Raw genomic sequence first — 20,766 nt, forward strand, 5'->3', positions numbered from 1 at the left:
AAGACCGACGCGACGCGCCGACCCGACGTTTCCCGACACCGCCGGTGGAGCCTTTCGCGACAACATAGTTCGACTCAGCGGCGCGCCGGCCGCGGCGCGACCCACCTCGACGGTTCGACAGCGCACGCACTGCGAACGACGAGCGGTCCACCACACCATGAGCACCATACGAGACACGGATCTGATACGGACGAACGACTACGCGGAAGACAGCGGCGAGGTACGGGTTCTCGACCCGGACGGCAGCCTCCTCCCGGGCGCGACCGAGCCCGACCTCTCGGACGAGGCGCTGGTGACGATGTACGAGGCGATGAAGACGGCCAGGCGCTTCGACGAGCGGGCGGTGAGCTGGCAGCGCCAGGGCCGGCTGGCCACGTACGCGCCGATGAGCGGCCAGGAGGCCGGCCAGGTCGCGAGCACGCTCGCGCTCGCCGACGAGGACTGGGTGTTCCCGACCTACCGCGAACACGCCGTCCGGCTCGTAGCGGGGTTCGACCTGCCCGACATCCTCCGCGGGCTGATGGGCGCGGAGCTGCCCGTCGGATCTGCGGGCGGGCCGACCGTCGCGCCCGAAGCGATCCCCATCGCCACCCAGCTCCCGCACGCGACCGGCGCGGCGATGGCGGCTCGCCACCGCGGCGACGAGTCGGTCGCGCTGACCCACTTCGGCGACGGCGCCACGAGCGAGGGCGACTTCCACGAGGCGCTCAACGTCGCCGGCGTCTTCGACGCACCGGCCGTCTATCTGTGTCACAACAACCAGTGGGCGATCTCGGTGCCGCGGGCGCGCCAGACGGCCAGCGCCACGCTCGCACAGAAGGCCGACGCCTACGGGTTCGAAGGGATCCGCGTCGACGGGATGGACCCGCTGGCGGTGTACTCGGTCGTGCGCTACGCCCGCGAGAAGGCGCTCGACCCGGACGCGGAGGATTTGCGGCCGACGCTGATCGAGTCCGTCGAGTACCGCTACGGCGCCCACACGACCGCCGACGACCCCGACGTGTATCGCGACAGCGAGGAGGTCGAGTACTGGCGCGACCGGGACCCCGTCGACCGCCTGGAGACGTTCCTCGTCGAGACCGGCCGGCTCGACGAGTCGGCGGTCGAGTCGATCGACTCGCGCGTCGACGACCGCGTCGCCGAGGCCATCGAGGCGGCGGAAGCCGAGGCCGCACCCGACCCGGACGACCTCTTCGAGGACGTGTACGACGAGATGCCAGACGGCCTCGACCGGCAGCGCGAGCAGTTGCGGCGGCTACGCGAGCGCCACGGCGACGCGCTGTCGCGGGAGTGAGGACCGCCGGGCGGCCGAACGGCTACTCGCTGCCGGTACCGTCGCTCCGCTCGACCGCAAACGGACTGTCGCCCTCGCGCCACTCCCACCCCGGAAGGCGTGTCTGGAACCCCGCCGCGAGCGCGGCGTCCAAGTCGTCGAGCCCCGCTGGGTCGCCATCGTCGACGCCGGCGGGGCCGACCGTCTCCTCGACGGCCACGTCCGCGTAGTGGAAGGTAGCCTCGCCGAGCAGTCGAAGCGGCTGGTCCCCCGCGATCGTCCCCGCGAGTTCCCGCCCCAGCAGTTCGTCGACGACGAATCCGGGGTAGTCGTCGACCACGTCGAGGTCTCTGAGGATGCGAACCAGCGCGGCGACGTTGACGGCGCGGTCGCCGTCGGCGAACACCTCGTCGACGGCGCTCCGGTACTGCTCGGCGGTCACCTCGTCGACCTCGGTGTCGAACCGCTCGCCGAGTTCGGCGCGCGTCTCGTTTATCAGCGCGACGACGACGGGCGCTCGTTCGCGGACCCACTCGCGCTCCTCGGCGACGACGGCCGGTGTGATTCGCATATCGGCCCCTCTCGTCGGAACGTCTACTGTTTTGCGAAGGCTTTTATAACGCCGGGAGGTTAGGGCCAAGTAAGCCGGTTTTCCGGACACTTCCGTCTAGGGTCCGGAGTGGATTCCCCCAGTAGGAAAACCGACCTATGAATATTCCTTCCAGACTCCGGCAGGCACGCCGCGACGTGCGGGACGGCGAGCGGGCAGGCGCTCCCGACGCCCGGCGACCGGCCGGTCCGACCCTGTTTTCGCAGCTATGAGTCAAGTAGACAAGCAACTCGACGATATCAGAGCAGAGATCGAACAGGAGGTCCCGAGCGGCATCTCCATCACGGAAGTCGCCTACGAGGGACCGGAACTGGTCGTGTACACCCGCGATCCGAAGACGTTCGCGAGCAACGGCGACCTGATCCGCAGGCTCGCCTCGAAGCTCCGCAAGCGCATCACCGTCCGGCCCGACCCCTCCGAGCTCTCCGAGCCCAGCGACGCGAAGGCGACCATCGAGAACATCATCCCCGAGGACGCCGGCGTCACCGATCTGGACTTCCACCACGACACCGGCGAGGTCGTCGTCGAGGCCCAGAAGCCCGGGATGGTCATCGGCCGCCACGGTTCGACGCTCCGAGAGATCACCCAAGAAGTCGGCTGGACGCCCGAGGTCGTCCGCACGCCGCCGATCGAGTCCTCGACGGTCAAGAACGTCCGCAACTTCCTCAAACAGGAACGGGACGACCGCCGGGACATCCTCGAACGCATCGGCCGCCAGATCCACCGCGAGGAGATGTCCGACGACGAGTGGGTCCGCATCACCACGCTGGGCTGCTGTCGCGAGGTCGGCCGCGCGGCGTTCATCCTCTCGACGCCCGAAACGCGCGTCCTGATCGACTGCGGCGACAAGCCCGGCGCCGAGGACGAGGTACCGTACCTCCAGGTCCCCGAGGCGCTCGGGTCGGGCCCGAGTTCGCTCGACGCCGTCGTCCTCACGCACGCCCACCTCGACCACTCTGCGCTCATCCCGCTGCTGTTCAAGTACGGCTACGACGGCCCCATCTACTGCACGGAACCCACCCGCGACCTGATGGGGCTGCTCACGCTGGACTACCTCGACGTGGCCTCGAAGGAAGGGCGGACGCCGCCCTACGAGTCCGAGATGGTCCGCGAGGCGATCAAACACACCATCCCGCTGGAGTACGGCGACGTGACCGACATCGCGCCGGACATCAAGCTCACGCTGCACAACTCCGGCCACATCCTCGGGTCGGCCATCTCCCATTTCCACATCGGCGACGGCCTCTACAACGTCGCTTTCTCCGGGGACATCCACTACGACGACACGCGCCTGTTCAACGGCGCCGTCAACGAGTTCCCCCGCGTCGAGACGCTCGTCCTCGAATCGACCTACGGCGGCCGCAACGACTACCAGACCGACCAGGCCGACTCCGAGCGCAAGCTCAAGGAGGTCATCAGCGACACCATCGAGCGCGACGGCAAGGTGCTCATTCCCGCGTTCGCCGTCGGGCGCTCCCAGGAGATCATGCTCGTCCTCGAAGAGGCCATGCGGGAGGGCGACATCCCCGAAGTGCCGGTCCACCTCGACGGCATGATCTGGGAGGCGACGGCCATCCACACGACCTACCCCGAGTACCTCCGGGACGACCTGCGCGACCGGATCTTCCACGATGACCAGAACCCCTTCCTCGCCGACCAGTTCAACCACATCGACGGCGGCGAAGAGGAACGCCAAGAGGTCGCCGACGGCGGCCCCTGCATCGTCCTCTCGACCTCCGGGATGGTCGAGGGCGGTCCGATCATGTCCTGGCTCCGCCACGTCGGCGGCCAGGACGAGGGCACGATGGTCTTCGTCGGCTACCAGGCCCAGGGGACGATGGGTCGTCGCATTCAAAATGGCTGGGACGAGATCCCCGTCAACGACGGCGGCGGCCGCGCCGATACCCTCTCGCTGAACATGGACGTCGAGACCGTCGACGGCTTCTCCGGCCACGCCGACCGTCAGGGCCTGGAGAACTTCGTCCGCACGATGAACCCCCGCCCCGAGAAGGTGCTCTGCGTCCACGGTGACGAGTCCTCGACACAGGACCTGTCGTCGGCGCTGTACCACGAGTTCAACATGCGCACGTTCGCCCCGAAGAACCTCGAGACGTTCCGGTTCGTTTGAGGCCTCCGCCTCGGTGACCGACGCCGCACTCGCCGAACCGAACCGCATTTCTCGCCGCCACGTGCAAGGCCGTCCGTGAGCGCGCGCTTCGACCGCCTCGACCCCAGGTATCCGCTCGCCGCCGGCGCCCTCGTCGCCCTCGTCGCGACCGCGGGGAGCCTCTACCTCTCCGAAGGGATGGGACTGGTGCCCTGCGAACTGTGCTGGTACCAGCGGGTGCTGATGTACCCGCTGGTGGTCGTCTTCGGCGTCGCGCTGGTCGAGGGTCGTCCCGGCGTCTACCGCACCGTCCTCCCGCTGTCGACGCTCGGGGTAGCCGTGGCGGCGTACCACTCGTGGCTGCAGATCGCTGCTGGCGGTCGGTGCGGGCTCGGCGGCGGCTGTGCGGCGGTGCAGCTGCGCGTGGTCGGGCTGACGATCCCGAACCTGTCGCTGATCGCGTTCGGCCTGATCACTGCGACGGTGACGGGGCTGTTCGTCGTGGAACGGTGACGACGCGGCCGGGGCGACGACGCCGCCGAGCGTCGAGACGCTACGTCGGGTCCCCGTAGCCGAGCTGCTCGTCGAACTCCGACTCGAGTTCGTCGAGTTGGGCTTCCAGTTCGTCGATCCGGTTCTGGAGGCGGCGGAACTCGACGCTGTCTTCCAGCGCCGAGGGGTGTTTCTCGACTTCGAGGACGTTGCGCTTGACCCGGAGCGTGCTGAGTTCGCGCTGGGCCTCGTCGTACTCGTCGAGCAGTTCGAGGCGCTCGACCGTCTCGACGAGGTCGTCGCGGTCGACCGGTTTGACGAGGTAGTCGTCGCAGTCGATCGTGACGATGTCGAAGTCGGGGTCGACGGCCGTCACCAGCGCGACCTGACAGTCGACGTTCCGGGCGCGGATCTCCTCGAGCACCTCGTCGCCGGAGCGGTCGGGCATCCGGCGGTCGAGCAGTACGACGTCGACATCGTCGTCGACGGCCGCGAGCGCGGCTTCGCCGCTGTCGACCGTCCGGACCGCGTAGCCGAGCGGTTCGAGATACAGCGCGAACGACTCGCGGACCACCTCTTCGTCGTCGACAACGAGGATCGTGGTTCTGTCGTCCGAGGACCCGTCGGATGACTCCGTCTCCCCTCCCTGCATCGGCCAGACGTAGGATGTTCCGATAGAAAAACCCACCCGTCTCGGAACGGCGATCAACTATCCAACAGTTTTTGTAGCCGGGCCGAGTCCGTGCCACCCCTCGGCATCGCACGAGCGGCCGGTTCCGGTCCGGAAGGCGCTTCCGGGACCCAAGCGGTTACCACCGCTCGCTCACACTGTCGCGGTATGGAGTACGTCCGACTCGGCTCGACGGGACTGCAGGTATCGCCCATCTGCCTCGGCACCTGGCGCTTCGGCCTCGAACACGAAGACAGCGGCGTGATGGAGACCGACCGCGAGGACGCTCACGAACTGCTCGACGCGCTGGAGGAGCGCGGCGGCAACTTCATCGACACCGCCAACGGCTACGGCGGCGGTCGTTCCGAGAAGTGGATCGGCGAGTGGCTCGAAGACAGGGACCGCGAGGACTACGTGATCGCCTCGAAGTGCTACTGGTCGGACGTGTCTCGCTTCCAGGAGAACCTCTCGAAGAAGAACGTCAAGGCCGAAGTCGAAGGGTCGCTGGAGAAGCTGGGAACCGATTACCTCGACTTGCTGTATCTGCACCGCTTCGACGACGACACGCCCATCGAGCGCACGCTTCGGGCGGTCGACGACCTGATCAGCGAGGGCAAGGTCCACTACGTCGGCATCTCCTCCTGTGACGCCTGGAAGCTCACGAAGGGCCTGTGGAAAGCCGACGTGAACAACTACGAGGCCTTCTCGGTGACACAGCCCCAGTACTCGGCGACCTACCGCGACCCGGTCTCGGAGTATCTCGACGTCTGTGCCGACCAGGACATCGCGGTCTGTCCGTACTCGCCGCTGCACGGCGGGTTCCTCACGGGCAAGTACGAACGGGTCGGCGACGGCGAGGTGGAGACGCCCGACGGGTCGCGGGGCGACCTCGACGAACACTTCACCGACTGGTATCTCGACGACCAGGCCTGGGACGTCCTCGACGAGATCCGCGCCGTCGCCGACGAGGTCGACGCGACGCCCGCGCAGGTGTCGCTGCGCTGGCTGATGGACCACGAACGGTTCACGTGCGTCCCGATCGTCGGCGCCCGCACCGTCGACCAGCTCGACGAGAACCTCGACGCCATCGAAGTGTCGCTGTCCGACGACCAGTGGGACCGTATCGACGCGGCCACCGAGGCCTGACGGGGGCGTTTCGGTCGCCAACGGCGGCCGGTCGGCCCTGCGTCCGGTGGTTGTCTGAACCCGCCGTTCGCCGACGTTAAGCACCCATTTCTCGCCGTCCGGCGGTGAATACTAAGGGCGCGGTGGGCCGTACCGGGTGGCAGATGAGTATCGATCCAGCCGACGGGCCCGCCGCGGTCGTCGTTCCGGCGATCGCCGCACCGAGCAGCGTCGCCTGCGTGCGTTCGCTCGGGAAGCGCGGGATCCACACCATCGTCGTCTCCGAAGACGAGGACGCCGCCGCCTTCCGGTCGCGTTACGCCGGCGAGACGGTCGTCGTCCCCGACCCCCACGAGGATCTGGTCGCCTACAAGGACGCCCTGCTCGCGCTCGCGATGCGGCCGGACGTGCTGACGGTCCTGCCCGTCCGCGAGGAGGACGTGTACGTCCTCGCACAGCACCGCGAGGCGTTCGAACCCCACGTCGAGACGCCCTGGCCGACCGCCGAGGGACTGCGGCGGGCCCAGGACCGGGTCGAGCTGTTCGACGCCGCCGAACGGGCCGGCGTCCCCGTCCCCGACACCCGCCTGCTCGACGAGGTCGACGACTGGGACCGCGAGTGGGTGGTCAAGGGCCGATACACCCTGCTCGCCGACGCCTACGTCGACGGCCTGCCGCCCGAGCGCTCTCGGGACCCCCCCTCGACGCAGTACCTCAACGGCGACAAACCCGAGGTGGAGACGATCCGGCGTCAGAACGGTCACACCCCGATCGTCCAGGAGTTCCTCCCGACGACCGACGAGTACGCCTTCTTCGCGCTGTGCGACGAGGGCGAGCCGGTCAGTACCTTCCAGCACCGCCAGGTCCGCGCGTACAACTACGCCGGCGGCCCGAGTTCGTTCCGCGAGTCGGTCTCGATCCCCGAGCTGGACGAGGCCGGTCGCGCGCTGCTGGACGAGCTGGAGTGGCACGGCCTGGCGATGGTGGAGTTCCTGCGCGACGAGGCCGGCGAGTTCCGGCTGATGGAGATCAACCCGCGGCTGTGGTCGTCGCTCCCCTTCTCCATCCGAGCGGGCGCGGACTTTCCCCACGACTACTGGCTGCTCGCCCGCGGCGAGCGCGATCGGATCGCCGACGATTACGAGGTCGACACGGCCGGCCACCTCATCCGGGGCGAGCTCTCTTATCTCCACAGCGTCCTGTTCGACGAGGAGGAGCTCGTCGAGCGGCCGGCCCGCAGCGAGGCGTTCTCGGCGGTCGCCGAGTCGCTCCGGGAGCACCCCCGCTTCGACTACCTCCGTCTGGACGACCCGCGCCCGTTCGTCCGCGATGCGCTGAACACGCTACGCTGACCCGCGCCGTCACGCCCGAGCGAAGATGCTGCCGCCGGTGGTCCTCGACGCCTGCACCGAGCGCCCGCTTGGCTCCGCCAGCCGCCTCTCCGCCGGTCGCCGCCCTCGCGCGGTCAGGACTTGACGCTATCGTACACCGAGTAGAGGCGCTTGTAGACGGGATACGGCGTCGCGCGGGCGACCGACCGGAGCGCCCGGTCGGCCGCCGGCGGCTCGGAGCGGTCGGCGATGGCCTCGATGTCCGTCTCCGCCAGCCAGTTCGCGAACCCCCGGGCGCCGTCGACGGGGTAGTCGCGGTCGGGGTCGACCCGCCGGGCGAACTCCGTCCAGTAGACGCCGTGGTGGTGGTCGACCAGCCAGTTGCCGGCCTCGATCTCCCGGCGGGCCCGCTGGAAGGTCGCCGCGTCCACGTCGAAGCCGTGGTCGTTCGGGTCGACGCCGGCCATCGCCAGTCCGAACGCCGTTCGCGCGCACTTCTCGCAGCGGTTGCAGTTGCTCGCCTCCGCCGAGGCCTCGCACGCCCGGACCGGCACGTCGTCGTCGCGCTCGTCGAAGAAGTCGGCGACGACCTCGATCCGGTCCTGGCGGGTGAGCGAGAATCCGTCGTGGACGACCGTCGTCCCGGTCCAGGCAATCTCGTCGTCGATGGCGGGGTCGGACCCCCAGGGGATCGCCCCGCCGTCCCAGTACTCGAACCGGTCGGGCGTCGGGAAGCCCTCCCAGTGGCTCGCCGCGATGAACAGCCGCTCCATCCCCTCGGCGACGGCCAGCGGCGCGACCAGCCCCGCGAGCCCCAGGCCGCTCCCGACGGCGCTGTACCACGCGCCGTCGTGGTGGGGTTTGAACTCCGCGTCCAGTTGCCGGGTGTCGAGGAACTCCAGCATGTTCGAGCGGACGAACTGCGTCTCCGCGCCGAACCGCTCGCCGTACTCTTCGATCCGCCGGGTCGTGTGCGCCCAGGAGCGGTCGTCGTCGACGCCCACGAGCCAGCCGCGGACGTTGATCAGCGTCGGGTCCGCCTCGCGGTGACGGGCGTAGGTCGCCAGCGAGTCGACGCCGCCGGTGAACAGCATCCCGGTCTCGCCGTCGACGGTCGAACGCTCGGTCTCGGGGGCCGACTCGGCGACGACCCGGCCGCCCCGGACGAACGGATACATCCCGTAGAGCGCCGCGCCGACCGTCTCGAGACACGAGAGGAACCGCCGGTCGACGGTCGGAACCCGAACGTCCGCCCCGACCGCCCACGCGACCGGGCAGACGTGCGCCAGCACCGGGATCGCCAGGATCGACTTCGGCAGGTCCGAGACGTCGACGTCGTACTCGACGTAGAAGGGGGAGTCGTCGAAGAACGGGCGCAGCTCGTCGCTGTAGGAGACGGTCGACTCGATGCGGGAGCCCTCGACGGTGACCGACTCGACGGTGACGGCCGGCGACTCCGCGCCGGGGCCGGACCCGGTCGCTCCGTCGGCGTCGCCGACGGCCGCGATGATCGGGGGGACAGCGGTTCGGAACACGCGGCCGACCAGTAGTGCGCCGATATAAAGTATGCGCCCGATACGGCCGCTCTCGCGGGGTCGGCGCCCGTCTCGGCGGGGACCGCCGGGGAGGCGCGACCGTTCAGGACCGGGGAGACAGTTCGCGCACGGCGTCGTAGGCGGGGGACAGCCGGGCGTACACCGGAGCGGGGACCGCGCGAGCGGCGGCGCGGACGACCCGGTGGGAGACCGGCGGGCGGGACCTGGCGGCCGCCGCTCGAAGGTCGGCCGTCGCCAGCCAGTCGGCGAACGCGTCGACGCCCGCGAGCGGGTACGAGGCGTCGGGGTCGACCGCCGCCTGCAGGTCGAGCCAGTAGGCGAGGATGTGGAAGTCGACCAGCCAGTTGCCGGCCTCGATCTCCCGGCGGGCCCGCTCGAAGGTGGCCGCGTCCACGTCGAAGCCGTGGTCGTTGGGGTCGCGGCCGGCCAGCGCCAGCCCCAGCGCCGTTCGCGCGCATTTCTCGCAGCGGTCGCAGTTGCTCCCGGTCGCCGACGCCTCGCAGGCCCGGAGCGGCAGGTCCGGCGCGTGCTCGCCGAGGTAGTCGGCCAGCACCTCGACGCGCTCTTGGCGGGTGATCTCGAAGGCGTCGTGGACGACCGTCGTCCCGCTCCAGGCGATCTCGTCGTCGATCGCCGGGTCCGACCCCCAGGGGATCGCCCCGCCGTCCCAGTACTCGAACCGCTCGGCCGTCGGGAACCCTTCCCAGTGGGTCGCGGCGAGGTACAGCCGCTCCATCCCCTCGGCGACGGCCAGCGGCGCGCAGAGCCCGGTCAGTCCCAGCCCGCAGCCGACGGCGCTGTACCACGCGCCGTCGTGACGGGCCTTGTAGTGAGCGTCGAGCATCGCGGTGTCGAGGAACTCCAGCATGTTCGACTCGACGAACCGGGCGTCCGTACCGAGGCGGTCGGCGTAGTCGGCGATCCGTCGCCTGGTGTGTGCCCACCGCTCGTCGTCGTCGACGCCCACGAGCCAGCCCCTGACGTTGATCAGCGTCGGGTTCGCCTCGCGGTGGCGAACGTACGTCGCCAGCGAATCGACCCCGCCCGTGAACAGCATGCCGGTGCCGTCCGCACCGGCGGGGTCGCCCGCGGCGAGGGCCTCCGAGCCGGCTGACCCGGTCGTCACCTGCTCGTCCCACTCGGGCGCACGCTCGACGAAGACGCGCCCGCCCTCGACGAAGGGATACATCTCGGAGAGCGCGCGACCGACGGTCTCGAGCGAGTCGAGAAAGCGGCGGTCGGCGACCGGGACGCGCACGTCGGCGCCGGCCGCCCACGCCACCGGACAGACGTGCGCCAGCACCGGGATCGTCAGGATCGATTCGGGCAGGTCGGACACGTCCACACCGTATTCGGCGTAGAAGGGGGAGTCGTCGAAGAACGGTCGTAACTCGTCGCTGTAGGAGACGGTCGCCTCGATACGAGGGCCGTCGGCGGTGACCGAATCGACGGAGACGACGGGCGACTCGGCGTCGGGTCCGCTCGCGCTTCGACCGACCACAGACAGAAGGGGTTCGCCACTCGGGATCACGGACCAAACGACTCGCGCCACCGGATAAAGTATGTTTCAGCTATCGGGCGTAGCGCTCCGCCTACGCACAGTTGTCGAGTTGTAACCGGGAGTACCCAACGAGTTGGGGTGTGCCTACGCCGGGACCGGCGTCGTGGCCGGCCGTCGAACGGTTCGGTCGAACAGCACCGCCTCGTGTTCGGCGACGACCGCGTCCCAGTCGTGGGCCCCGGCGGTGACTCGGCCTGCGCGGCCGAGCGCTCGAGCGTCGACCGCGCCGCCGACCAGGTCGTCGAGCGCGTCGACGAGCCCGTCGGCGGTCCCGTCGTACAGCAAGCCGTTCTCGCCGTCGTCGACCAGTCGTCGGTGGGCGGGGATGTCCGTGGCGACCACGGGGGTGCCGGCGGCCATGTACTCGAGCAGCTTCGCGGGGAAGCTGATACGGTAGGACTCGACGTCGGCCAGCGGGGAGACGGCGATATCGGAGTCGGCGAGCACCTCGGGAACCGCCTCGTGGGGAACGATCCCGAGCCAGGTGACCCGGTCGCCGATCCCGAGGTCGCGCGCCCGCTCGCGGAGGGACGCCATGTAGTCGTCGCCACCGCCGCCGGCGACCCGGAACTCGACGTCGCGGTCGGTCGCCGCGACGGCGTCGAGGACGTGTTCGAGCCCGCGGGGCGGACCGATCGAACCGACGTAGGTGATCACCCACGTGTCGTCGGGGCCGCGGGCGGGTTCGCGCGTCGAGTCGACGGCGAAGCGGTCGGTGTCGACCCCCATCCCGATGACGGCGGCCTCCGAGAGGTCGACGCCGTACTCCAGCTCGGTCGTCTCGCGGATCCCGTCGGTCAGACAGACCACCTCCGAGGTGCGGTCGAGCAGGCGACCGACCGCCCAGGCGTACCTGGCTTTGACCGCGATCCGGGCTCGCCTTCGGGGGGACAGTCGCCCGTGGGCGGCGTCCGAGAGGTCGCGCTTCTGGCGGACGGGGACCGACTGGAGCCCGACGACGAACCGCGAGCCGCCGGCGCGGGCGGCCAGCCACCCCTGGATGATCGTCTGCTGGAAGCCGTAGACGGCGCCGAAGCGGTAGCGAGCGCCCAGCGCGACGGCGTACAGCGTCGACGCGACGAGGAAGAGCAGTCCCGAAAGGATGGGCACCTCGCCGGTCGAAATCTCGTGGTGGACCACGCTGTCGGGGAACTCTCCGTCCTCGTCGCGGTCCGAGAAGCGCCGGCTCAGGACGTGGACAGTGTGGTCCGCCGAGAGTTTCCGCGAGAGGTAGTGGGGGACGGTCGCGCTGTAGGGCGACGATATCTCGCGGTGGTGGACGAGCAACACCGAGTCGCGGTCGCCGCCCCCGCCGGACCGACTCATCGGCGGACCCCCGACCAGTCGCGATACGGCCGCGGTGGTTCGCGATACGGTCGAGCGGCTGTCCGGCGGGCACCGGCGACGGTCGTCGTGCGCGACCGGCCGGCTGCTGGGAGCCGCGGGTCGACGACACCGCGAGTCGCGATACCTGGCATCGGGCGACCCGACCGACCGACGCCCAATAAGTAAGAGCCGGGTAACTCGCCGTCGTCGCCAGTCGCCCGGCGACGGCTATCGACCGGATCGAACGGCAACGGTCGTCACAGGCCACGACCGCACCGCGAACGACCCCGCACGCCACCCGTTCACACTCGGTAGTCGGTCGCCGAGTGCGTCGCGGCGCTAGCAGAAGGATACCGGAGCGCCCGCCGCCGTCGACGCCGCGTAATAGTCCATAGGCTGATAATAACATTCCCGGGTGGTCCGGTGAGGTGGCGTATGAGCATCGGCATCTACGGCGTCGGATTCGTCGGCAAGGAGGTCGCGGAGCTGGCCGTCGAGCGCGGGCGGTCGGTCGCGTGCGTCGACGTGGACCCCTCGGTCGTCGAGCGGATCGAGGCCGAGGAGTACCTCGCGGTCGGCGACCACGAGCGCGTCTCGGCGACCACGGACGGCGCGGCGGTCGCCGCCGAGGCCGACACCTGCCTCGTCACCGTCCCGACGCCGGTCGACCGGGCCGAACGGGTCGACCTGGGTCCGCTGCGGGCGGCCAGCGAGACCATCGCCGAAGGGCTGCGGAGCCGCGACGCGCCCGAGCCCTGCCTCGTCGTCGTCGAGTCGACCATCCCGCCGGGGACCGCCCGCCGGGAGATCGCCGAAGTGTTCGACACCTACGGGCTCGAACTCGGGACCGACTACTACCTCGCGGCCGTGCCCGAGCGGGTCGACCCCGGCAACGAGGCGTGGCCGCTCGAACGGATCCCCCGGGTCGTCGGCGCCCTCTCCGAGCCGGGGCTGGAGCGGGCGACCGCCTTCTACGACAACCTGCTCGACGCCGAGGTCCACCCGGTCGACAGCGTCGAGATCGCCGAGGTCTCGAAGATCGTCGAGAACGCCTTCCGCGACATCAACATCGCCTTCGCCAACGAGATCGCCGTCTCGCTGGACTCGCTGGACGTGGACGCCCGCTCGGCCATCGAGGCGGCGGCCACCAAGCCGTTCGGGTTCATGAGCTTCGATCCCGGCGCCGGCGTCGGCGGCCACTGCATCCCGGTCGACCCCCACCTCCTCATCGGCGAGGCCGAGGACGCCGGGTTCACTCACGAGCTGCTGACCGTCGCCCGCACGATCAACAGCCGGATGCCCGAGTACGTCGCGGACATGACCGTCGACGCGCTCACCCGCGAGCGGGTCCTCCCGCAGGACGCCACTGCGCTGTTGCTCGGCCGCGCGTTCAAGCCCGACCTCGCGGACGACCGCAACAGCCCCTACTTCGGGGTCCGCGAGGGGCTGGCCGACTACGACGTGACCGTCGAGACGTACGACCCCATCCTCGCGGCGGAGTCGTCGGTCGACTCGCCGTACCAGCCGGTCGACGCGGTGGTCGTCGTCACCGACCACGAGGCGTTCGCGGACCTGGATCCCGAGCGCTTCGCCGAGCTGGGCGTCTCGACGGTCGTCGACGGCCGCGACGCCTTCGACGCCGAGGCCGTCGAGGCGGCCGGACTCCGCTACGAGGCCGTCGGGGAGGTCTGAACCGATGCGGGTCTTCGTGACGATCCAGCACCCCGCCCACGTCCACTTCTTCCGCGAGGCCATCGCGGAGCTGGAGGCGGCGGGCCACGAGGTCTCCGTGTTCATGCGCGACGTGGCGATCGCCGCCGACCTGCTGGAGAGCTACGGCATCGACTACGAGGTGCTCGCCCCGACCAGCGACTCGCTCCCCTCGCTGGCGCGCTCGCAGTTGCGCTACGAGATCGCCCTGCTCCGGCGGGCGCGCCGCGAGGACCCCGACGTGGTCACCGCCATCGGCGAGCCGGCGGTCGCCCACCTCTCGACGCTGCTCGACTGCCGGTCGGTCGTGTTCACCGACACCGAACACGCCACCCTGCAGAACCGGATCACCTTCCCGTTCGCCGACCGCGTCTGCACGCCCGAGGCGTACATGGACGACCTGGGCGACGAGCAGGTCACCTACCCCGGGTTCCACGAACTCGCCTACCTCCACCCCGACCGGTTCGAACCCGACCCATCCGTCGTGGCTGACGCCGGTATCGACCCCGACGAGCGTCTCGTCGTCCTGCGACTGGTCGCCTGGGACGCGCTGCACGACGTGGGCGGCGGCGGGTTCGCGGACGCCCGCGCGGTCGTCGACGAGCTCGAACGTCACGGGACGCGGGTGGTGATCACCGCCGAGGCCGACCTGCCGCCGGATCTCGCCGACCGGCGGGCGACCGTCGCGCCCGAGGACATGCACCATCTGTTGGCCCACGCGGATCTGTTCGTCGGCGAGAGCGCGACGATGGCCGCCGAGTCCGCCGTACTAGGGACGCCCGCCGTCTTCGCCTCGACGCTCGAACTCGGCTACCTCGAAGCCCTGGAGTCGGAGTACGGCCTCGTGGTCAACACGACTGGCGAGGACCGCCAGGCCGAGGCGCTACGGCAGGCGAGTTCGATCCTCGCCGACCACGACGGGATCGACTGGGCCGGGCGCCGGGAGCGGTTGCTCGCCGACTGCGTCGACACGACGGACGTGATCCTGTCGCAGATCGCCGATAGCCCTGCCAAGCGACCGGCCGCCGAGGTCGACGCCCCGCGGCCGGTCGCCGAGCAGCGGTGACGGCGGGGCGCCGGTGGCGAGAAGCCCCGGCGACACCTGACCGGCGGGTAAACGACTCCTACGGGAAGTACAGGAGACATAACAAATGCGCCGAGGTGCTACGAACGATCAAATGGCCCCCGATCGGTTGTCACGACGACGATTCCTCAAAGGGACAGCAGCGGCCGCGATAGCGGTCGGCGCGGCGGGGTGCGGGTCGGACGAGCGCGATCCGACCGACGGTGAGGACGCCGGGACGCGGATCGACCCGGCCACGCCGACGGACGCGCCGACGGCGACGGCCGAGCCGACGGCGACCGGGTCGCCGACCGCGACTCCGATCCCGGAGGTCGTCGCCGAGTACGGCGACCAGTTCGACTCGATCGTCAACGTGGCCGACGCCGGGGCCGACCCGGAAGGGGGTGAGCCGATCAACGACGTGCTCACCGACGCGATCGCCGAGGACACGCTCGTGTACTTCCCCGCCGGCCGCTACGCGCTCGACTACATGGAGATCGAGGACGTCTCCCGGTTCGGACTCGTCTCGATCCCCCACGAGCGGACCGTCATCGTCCCGAACGGACCGATAGACGAGATCGGCAACCACTTCGTCGACTTCAGGGGCGTCGGGGACATCCTCCTCGACGGCCTGGAGTTCGACTTCACCGAGTCCGGCGTCGGCGGAGCGGTCAGGACGATCGCCGAGGGGAACGTCATCGCCCGGAACCTCCGGACCCACGGGAAGCTGCCCGACCGGAACAGGGAGCGCAAGCACGTCGCCTATCGGTTCGAGGTGCGGAACCCACAGAGCAAGGGGCTCGTCGAGCGGGTCGTCGCCCGCGACGGCGGCCACGACGGCGGTAACGGCGTCGGCATCTACGTCGGCAAGGACCACGCGGGCTCGCTCACCTTCCGCGACTGCGAGATCGCCAACTTCCCGAACAACGGGCTGTACGCCTCGGCGCCGGGCCAGACCCTCGACGGCTACACCGGGAACAACGGCGATATCCACGTCCGCGGCGGCCGCTACGAGAACAACAACATCGCCAACGTCCGGATCGGCTCGACCGGCTCGACGGTCAAGGACGTGACCGTCGTCGTCGACGAGGTACCGCCGAGCCCCTCGCGGAGCCACCTCAACGTCCGCGGGATCAGGCTGCGAGCCCGCAGCGACCAACTGGTCGAGAACTGCGAGGTCCGGATCGGCGCGAACGCGGGCCGCGGGTTCGGCGCGATCTCCTACCACCCGGTCCACGGGAGCTCGACGGTCCGCGACACGACGATCACGGTCGACCGCGACAACTTCAACGCGATCGACGCGACCGACTCCAGCAACGGCGGCTCGGAGGCGCCGCTGACCTTCGAGAACGTCACCGTCACCGGCGGCGCCAGCGGCGGCGCGGCCGTCGACATCGCCGATCGCCCGGGGACGACGCTGCGAAACTGCCGGATCGAACAGTCCGGGGCAGACCGCCGCGGGATCGTGTTCGTCGACTCCGAGAACTGCGCCGTCGTCGACTCGACGATCCGAGTGACCGGCGTCCCGATCGAGACCAAGAACGCCTCGGTCGACCGCCGGAACCTCTCCATCGAGACCCTGCGACCCGGGCAGGCCACGGTGGCACCCGTCGACGACGACGGCTGATCCGCACCGCCGGCGGTCCCCGGCCCGCCGGTAACCGGCCGGTAACGACTGCTTACCGGGCCCGTGACGCGTGACGGCGACGCGTGTCGCCCGCCGAAGTGGGGGGACGGACCCGCGTCGCGGCCCGCTCGCAAGCCGCGCTCGACGGTACGTATCCGTCGCGACGTGGCACGGACTCCGCAACCGATCGGTACGGAACCGAACGCAACGGTCGGAGATCCGGTCGTATCGGGTAGCGTCCCCGCAGGTACCCTTTTCCCAGTAGATACGGCTTACCCGCGATATGGTGAACGGTAACCAGAACGAACCGGATAGCACGAGCGAGGAAACTCGTCGCACCTGGCAACCATCGGGCGACGAGTTCGGCCGCCGCTCCTTTCTGAAGCTCGGCGCCGGGGCCGCTGCCGCCGGCACGCTTCTCGCCGGCGAGGCCGCCGCCGCGCCGACCACACGTCATCTGGAGATCGTCTCGACGGACGAGCCGACCGAGACGGGCGGGCTCGCGGTCAAATACGAGTTTACCGCGACAGGGGAGATCGTCCCCGATACCGGGAACGGCCGCAACTCGTCGGAAGGCAACGACTCGGTCGCGCAGAATGACGACGGCACCTGGACCGCCACGGGCAAGACCGGCAACGGCTTCGGCGACGCCTACAGCGTGACGGGCCGGATCGTCGACTTCTCGGCGGCGGGCTCGTTCGAACTCTACCTCGACGGCGAGGCGGTCGCCGTCGGGGACGTCGTCACCGACTACGAACACACGATCGAGGTCCTGACGACCGAGGACCCCTCCGAGCTGGACTACACTTTCACGACCACCGGCGAGATCGCCCCGGACTACGACAACGGCGACGACTCCGCCAGCGGCAACGACTCCGTCACCGAGAACGACGACGGCACCTGGACCGCCGACGGCTACACCGGCAACGGCTACGGCGACGCCTACTACTTCGACGGGGAACTGACCGACTTCGGCCCCGTCGAGGCGTTCGCCGAGGTACGGGTCGACGGCGCCGCGGTCGACCTGAGCCGGTTCGAGTCCGGGCCCGACCGACACACGATCGAGGTGCTCACTACCGAAGACCCCTCGGAGCTGGACTACACCTTCACGACCACCGGCGAGATCGTCCCGAACTACGACGCCGCGGAGAACGCCGCCAGCGGCAACGATTCCGTCGCCCAAAACGACGACGGCACGTGGACCGCCGACGGCTACACCGGCAACGGCTACGGCGACACCTACTCCTTCGAGGGGGAGCTGACCGACTTCGGCCCCGTCGAGGCGTTCGTCGAGGTGCGGGTCGACGGCGCCGTGATCGACCTGAGTCAGTTCGAGTCCGAACCCGACCTGTCCGCGACGGCGGGGCGAACGATCGAGGTCCTGACGACCGAGAACCCCTCCGAACTGGACTACCGCTTCGCGACCACCGGTGAGATACGGCCAGTCACTGACGCCGAGGAGAACGCCGCCAGCGGCAACGACTCGGTCCGCGAGAACGCCGACGGCACCTGGACCGCCGACGGCTACACCGGCAACGGCTACGGCGACACGTACACCTTCGACGGGGAGCTGCTGTGGTTCGGTCCCGACGTCGACCACGCCGAGGTGCGTATCGACGGCAGCGTCGTCGACCTGAGCGGGTACGAGCCGCCGGAGCCGGCCGTGGTGATGGGCGGCGGCGACGGCTACTCGGGGACCGTCCCCGAGTCCGAGGCCGACGTGGTCGTCTCCTCGCGCGGCGAACTCACGTCCGCACTGGGCGGCGCCGACAGGGGTGACGTGGTCTACGTCGACCCCTCGGCGAGCATCGATGTCCCTGACCGGGAGCTGACGATCCCCTCGGGCGTGACGCTGGCCTCGGACCGCGGTATCGGCGGCTCCGACGGCGGGGAGATCCGCGCCGACCGGGTCTACGGCGAGGGCCCCCTCCAGACCGGCGACGACGTGCGGGTCACGGGCCTGCGGGTCAGCGGCCCGATCACCGAGTACGTCGACTACAGCCGCCCGGTCCACAGCGGCGTGACGGTCAAGGGGACCGGCTGTGAGATCGACAACGTCGAGATCTCCGGGTTCAGCTACGCCGGCGTCAAGCTCCAGGAGGCCGCCTACGTCCACCACTCGCACATCCACACCAACGCGATGGACGGGCTGGGCTACGGGATCGTCTGCAACCAGGAGGGCGGGGACACGCTCGTCGAGTACAACGAGTTCAACCTCAATCGCCACTCCGTCGCCAACCGCGGCTACGCGGGCTACGAGGTCCGCTACAACCACTTCGGCGAGGACGCCATCGCCTACCAGGTCGGCACCCACCGCCCCGGGGCGACGACCCTGGAGATCCACCACAACACGTTCGTCCCCACGCTGCACCTCAATTCGGGTGAGGACCCCGAGTCGCACGTCAGCATCCGCGGGGTGCCCGACGACGTGGCCGACATCCACCACAACTGGTTCCACAACCCCCGGCGCCCGGACCCGGGCCGCGGCAGGGAGTCCATCATCCAGCCCCACGTCGAGGAGTTCACCAACCTCGACTACCGGAACAACCACTACGGGAGCGACGAACCGGCCGACGACGACATCGGCTGTCCCTGACGCGACTCGGGCCCGCCCGCGTCGGGACCTCCGACAGCCCCCGTCTCCCGCGCGCACGCGAGGTAACCACCCGTTTCTGCCCGGTCGACCGCGGACCTCGTTCGAGGGGGTCCGGAGTGCGCGTTCCCCGCTCGTCGGCCGTCTCGGGTAGGCCGTTCCTACGCAAAGGCTCGGGAAGCCGCAACTAACCGGACGGATCCGGTACGGAAGCGGCGCGCAACCGTGGGGTCTACGCACCGCGAGCGCAGGTAGCCTTATCCCAGAAGCAGTGACTTACCGCGATATGGTGTTCGGAAACCAGAGCGAACCGACGGGTGGCGAAACACGAGACGGACGTAATCGGTCCCTACCGGGCGGTTCCGGCGGGCTCGGGCGACGGTCGTTTCTGACGGCGGCCGCCGCGGCTGTGGCCGTGCCGCTGGTCGCGGGGAGCGGGCGGGCCGCGCAGGGGTCGGGCGGCCGGCGCCGGATCGAGATCGACAGCACTGGCTCGGAGCCGGTGAACTACGAGTTCACCGCGACGGGCGCGGTCGAAGCCGTCCGCGGCGACGCCGAAGGCAACGACTCGGTCGCCGAGAACGACGACGGCACCCGGACCGCGACCGGCGCGGTCGGCTCGTGGGGCCGGGATACCTACACGTTCGAGGGCCGGATCACCGGCTTCTCGCCGACCGAGGGCGAGTTCGAACTCCGGGTCGACGGCGTCCGGGTCGACCCCTCGGCCGTCGCGAAGGAGGAGACGCTGAACTCGCTCCCGACGGCGAGCGACGTGCTGGGCGGCGGGACGGGGTACCCCGATGCGGTGCCGCAGTCGGCGGCCACCACGGTCGTCTCCGACATCGACGGGCTGGAAACGGCGCTGAACGGCGCGTCGAGCGGCGACGTAGTCTACGTGGCCCCGTCGGCGACGATCGCGGTCGGTAAGCGGGAGCTAACCGTCCCCTCGGGCGTGACGCTCGCCTCGAACCGGGGCATCGACGGCGCGAACGGCGGGGAGATCCGCGCCGACGAGGTCCACGGCGAGGGGCCGCTGCGCACCGGGAACCAGGTTCGGATCACGGGCCTGCGGGTCACCGCACCGAACGACGAGTACATCGAGTACCGACGCCCGGTCCACAGCGGCGTGGTCGTCGACGGGAAGGGCTGTGAGATCGACAACGTCGAGATCTCCGGGTTCACCTACTCTGCCGTGAAGCTGCTGCACTCGGCGCGGATCCACCACTCGCACATCCACTCCAACCCGATGGACGGGCTGGGCTACGGCGTCCTCTGTATCGGCGGCGACAGCACGCTGGTCGAATACAACCGCTTCAATTACAATCGCCACTCCGTCGCCAACCAGGGCACCGCCGGCTACGAAGTCCGCTACAACCACTTCGGCGACAAGGCCGTCGCCTACCAGGTCGGCACCCACCGCCCCGGGGCGACGACGCTGAAGATCCACCACAACACGTTCGTCCCGACCAAACACATCAACTCCGGGGAGGACCCCGAGTCGCACGTCAGCATCCGCGGGGTGCCCGACGACGTGGCCGACATCCACCACAACTGGTTCCACAACCCGCGCCAGCCGGCGCCGGGCCGCGGTACGGAGTCGATCATCCAGCCCCACTCGAACACGTTCAAGAACGTGAACTTCGACACCAACCACTACGGCCCGAAGCAGCCGTCCGACGCGACGGTCGGCTGCCCGCGGTAAGGAAACGGCCGCCGGGAACC

Annotated in this window: 15 protein-coding genes; 10 read left to right on the forward strand and 5 right to left on the reverse strand. The window is 69.7% G+C overall.

Annotated features, from left to right (window positions below; translation table 11 throughout):
- The first annotated feature begins 157 nt into the window (after positions 1-157).
- Positions 158-1,294, forward strand: coding sequence for a pyruvate dehydrogenase (acetyl-transferring) E1 component subunit alpha (pdhA, locus tag C475_RS18065; protein ID WP_006885315.1), 1,137 nt, complete (start codon positions 158-160; stop codon positions 1,292-1,294).
- Between the two features lie 22 nt (positions 1,295-1,316).
- Here the strand turns inward: pdhA and C475_RS18070 are convergent, their stop codons facing one another.
- Positions 1,317-1,844 (reverse strand): hypothetical protein, encoded by a 528-nt coding sequence (locus C475_RS18070; RefSeq protein ID WP_006885316.1) that lies wholly within the window; start codon positions 1,842-1,844, stop codon positions 1,317-1,319.
- A 247-nt stretch (positions 1,845-2,091) separates the two neighbouring features.
- Here C475_RS18070 and C475_RS18075 point away from each other — a divergent pair, with 247 nt between their 5' ends.
- Entirely contained in the window at positions 2,092-4,011 is a 1,920-nt protein-coding gene (locus C475_RS18075; protein WP_006885317.1) for a beta-CASP ribonuclease aCPSF1, read from the forward strand.
- A gap of 75 nt (positions 4,012-4,086) precedes the next feature.
- On the forward strand, positions 4,087-4,503 hold the full coding sequence (locus tag C475_RS18080; RefSeq protein WP_006885318.1) for a disulfide bond formation protein B: 417 nt from the start codon (positions 4,087-4,089) through the stop codon (positions 4,501-4,503).
- Between the two features lie 40 nt (positions 4,504-4,543).
- Here the strand turns inward: C475_RS18080 and C475_RS18085 are convergent, their stop codons facing one another.
- Positions 4,544-5,134, reverse strand: coding sequence for a response regulator (locus C475_RS18085; protein WP_006885319.1), 591 nt, complete (start codon positions 5,132-5,134; stop codon positions 4,544-4,546).
- 186 nt (positions 5,135-5,320) lie between these two features.
- On the opposite strand from C475_RS18085, the gene C475_RS18090 reads away from it, so the two are divergent.
- Positions 5,321-6,298 carry an aldo/keto reductase gene (locus tag C475_RS18090; RefSeq protein WP_006885320.1) on the forward strand — a complete coding sequence of 326 codons (978 nt, stop codon included), beginning with the start codon at positions 5,321-5,323 and terminating at the stop codon, positions 6,296-6,298.
- Positions 6,299-6,441: 143 nt separating this feature from the next.
- Positions 6,442-7,629, forward strand: a complete 1,188-nt coding sequence (locus tag C475_RS18095) for a carboxylate--amine ligase (RefSeq protein WP_006885321.1) — start codon at positions 6,442-6,444, stop codon at positions 7,627-7,629.
- Positions 7,630-7,742: 113 nt separating this feature from the next.
- Here C475_RS18095 and C475_RS18100 read toward each other — a convergent pair whose 3' ends face one another.
- The 3 genes from C475_RS18100 to C475_RS18110 form a co-directional block, all read right to left on the reverse strand.
- Positions 7,743-9,143: a hypothetical protein gene (locus C475_RS18100; protein WP_006885322.1), complete on the reverse strand. Its 1,401-nt coding sequence runs from the start codon at positions 9,141-9,143 to the stop codon at positions 7,743-7,745.
- Positions 9,144-9,246: 103 nt separating this feature from the next.
- The gene (locus tag C475_RS18105) at positions 9,247-10,665 is read right to left on the reverse strand and encodes a hypothetical protein (RefSeq protein ID WP_006885323.1); all 1,419 of its coding nucleotides are present in this window, start codon (positions 10,663-10,665) and stop codon (positions 9,247-9,249) included.
- 144 nt (positions 10,666-10,809) lie between these two features.
- On the reverse strand, positions 10,810-12,051 hold the full coding sequence (locus C475_RS18110; RefSeq protein WP_006885324.1) for a glycosyltransferase family 4 protein: 1,242 nt from the start codon (positions 12,049-12,051) through the stop codon (positions 10,810-10,812).
- Between the two features lie 435 nt (positions 12,052-12,486).
- On the opposite strand from C475_RS18110, the gene C475_RS18115 reads away from it, so the two are divergent.
- The 5 genes from C475_RS18115 to C475_RS18135 all read left to right on the forward strand — a co-directional run bounded on the left by C475_RS18115 (position 12,487) and on the right by C475_RS18135 (position 20,746).
- On the forward strand, positions 12,487-13,743 hold the full coding sequence (locus C475_RS18115; protein WP_006885325.1) for a nucleotide sugar dehydrogenase: 1,257 nt from the start codon (positions 12,487-12,489) through the stop codon (positions 13,741-13,743).
- 4 nt (positions 13,744-13,747) lie between these two features.
- Positions 13,748-14,827: a DUF354 domain-containing protein gene (locus tag C475_RS18120; protein ID WP_006885326.1), complete on the forward strand. Its 1,080-nt coding sequence runs from the start codon at positions 13,748-13,750 to the stop codon at positions 14,825-14,827.
- A gap of 127 nt (positions 14,828-14,954) precedes the next feature.
- Positions 14,955-16,451 carry a right-handed parallel beta-helix repeat-containing protein gene (locus C475_RS18125; protein ID WP_161625213.1) on the forward strand — a complete coding sequence of 499 codons (1,497 nt, stop codon included), beginning with the start codon at positions 14,955-14,957 and terminating at the stop codon, positions 16,449-16,451.
- A 283-nt stretch (positions 16,452-16,734) separates the two neighbouring features.
- Positions 16,735-19,047, forward strand: coding sequence for a right-handed parallel beta-helix repeat-containing protein (locus C475_RS24975; RefSeq protein WP_006885328.1), 2,313 nt, complete (start codon positions 16,735-16,737; stop codon positions 19,045-19,047).
- A gap of 412 nt (positions 19,048-19,459) precedes the next feature.
- Positions 19,460-20,746, forward strand: coding sequence for a right-handed parallel beta-helix repeat-containing protein (locus tag C475_RS18135; RefSeq protein WP_152436482.1), 1,287 nt, complete (start codon positions 19,460-19,462; stop codon positions 20,744-20,746).
- Positions 20,747-20,766 lie beyond the last annotated feature (20 nt).

Source organism: Halosimplex carlsbadense 2-9-1, from assembly GCF_000337455.1.
Lineage (GTDB): Archaea > Halobacteriota > Halobacteria > Halobacteriales > Haloarculaceae > Halosimplex > Halosimplex carlsbadense.

Bases quoted from the DNA above. Each gene is read 5' to 3' on its own strand.
- pdhA (WP_006885315.1), top strand. From the start codon at position 158: ATGAGCACCATACGAGACACGGATCTGATACGGACGAACGACTACGCG.
- C475_RS18070 (WP_006885316.1), bottom strand. From the start codon at position 1,844: ATGCGAATCACACCGGCCGTCGTCGCCGAGGAGCGCGAGTGGGTCCGC.
- C475_RS18075 (WP_006885317.1), top strand. From the start codon at position 2,092: ATGAGTCAAGTAGACAAGCAACTCGACGATATCAGAGCAGAGATCGAA.
- C475_RS18085 (WP_006885319.1), bottom strand. From the start codon at position 5,134: ATGCAGGGAGGGGAGACGGAGTCATCCGACGGGTCCTCGGACGACAGA.
- C475_RS18090 (WP_006885320.1), top strand. From the start codon at position 5,321: ATGGAGTACGTCCGACTCGGCTCGACGGGACTGCAGGTATCGCCCATC.
- C475_RS18095 (WP_006885321.1), top strand. From the start codon at position 6,442: ATGAGTATCGATCCAGCCGACGGGCCCGCCGCGGTCGTCGTTCCGGCG.
- C475_RS18110 (WP_006885324.1), bottom strand. From the start codon at position 12,051: ATGAGTCGGTCCGGCGGGGGCGGCGACCGCGACTCGGTGTTGCTCGTC.
- C475_RS18115 (WP_006885325.1), top strand. From the start codon at position 12,487: ATGAGCATCGGCATCTACGGCGTCGGATTCGTCGGCAAGGAGGTCGCG.
- C475_RS18120 (WP_006885326.1), top strand. From the start codon at position 13,748: ATGCGGGTCTTCGTGACGATCCAGCACCCCGCCCACGTCCACTTCTTC.
- C475_RS24975 (WP_006885328.1), top strand. From the start codon at position 16,735: ATGGTGAACGGTAACCAGAACGAACCGGATAGCACGAGCGAGGAAACT.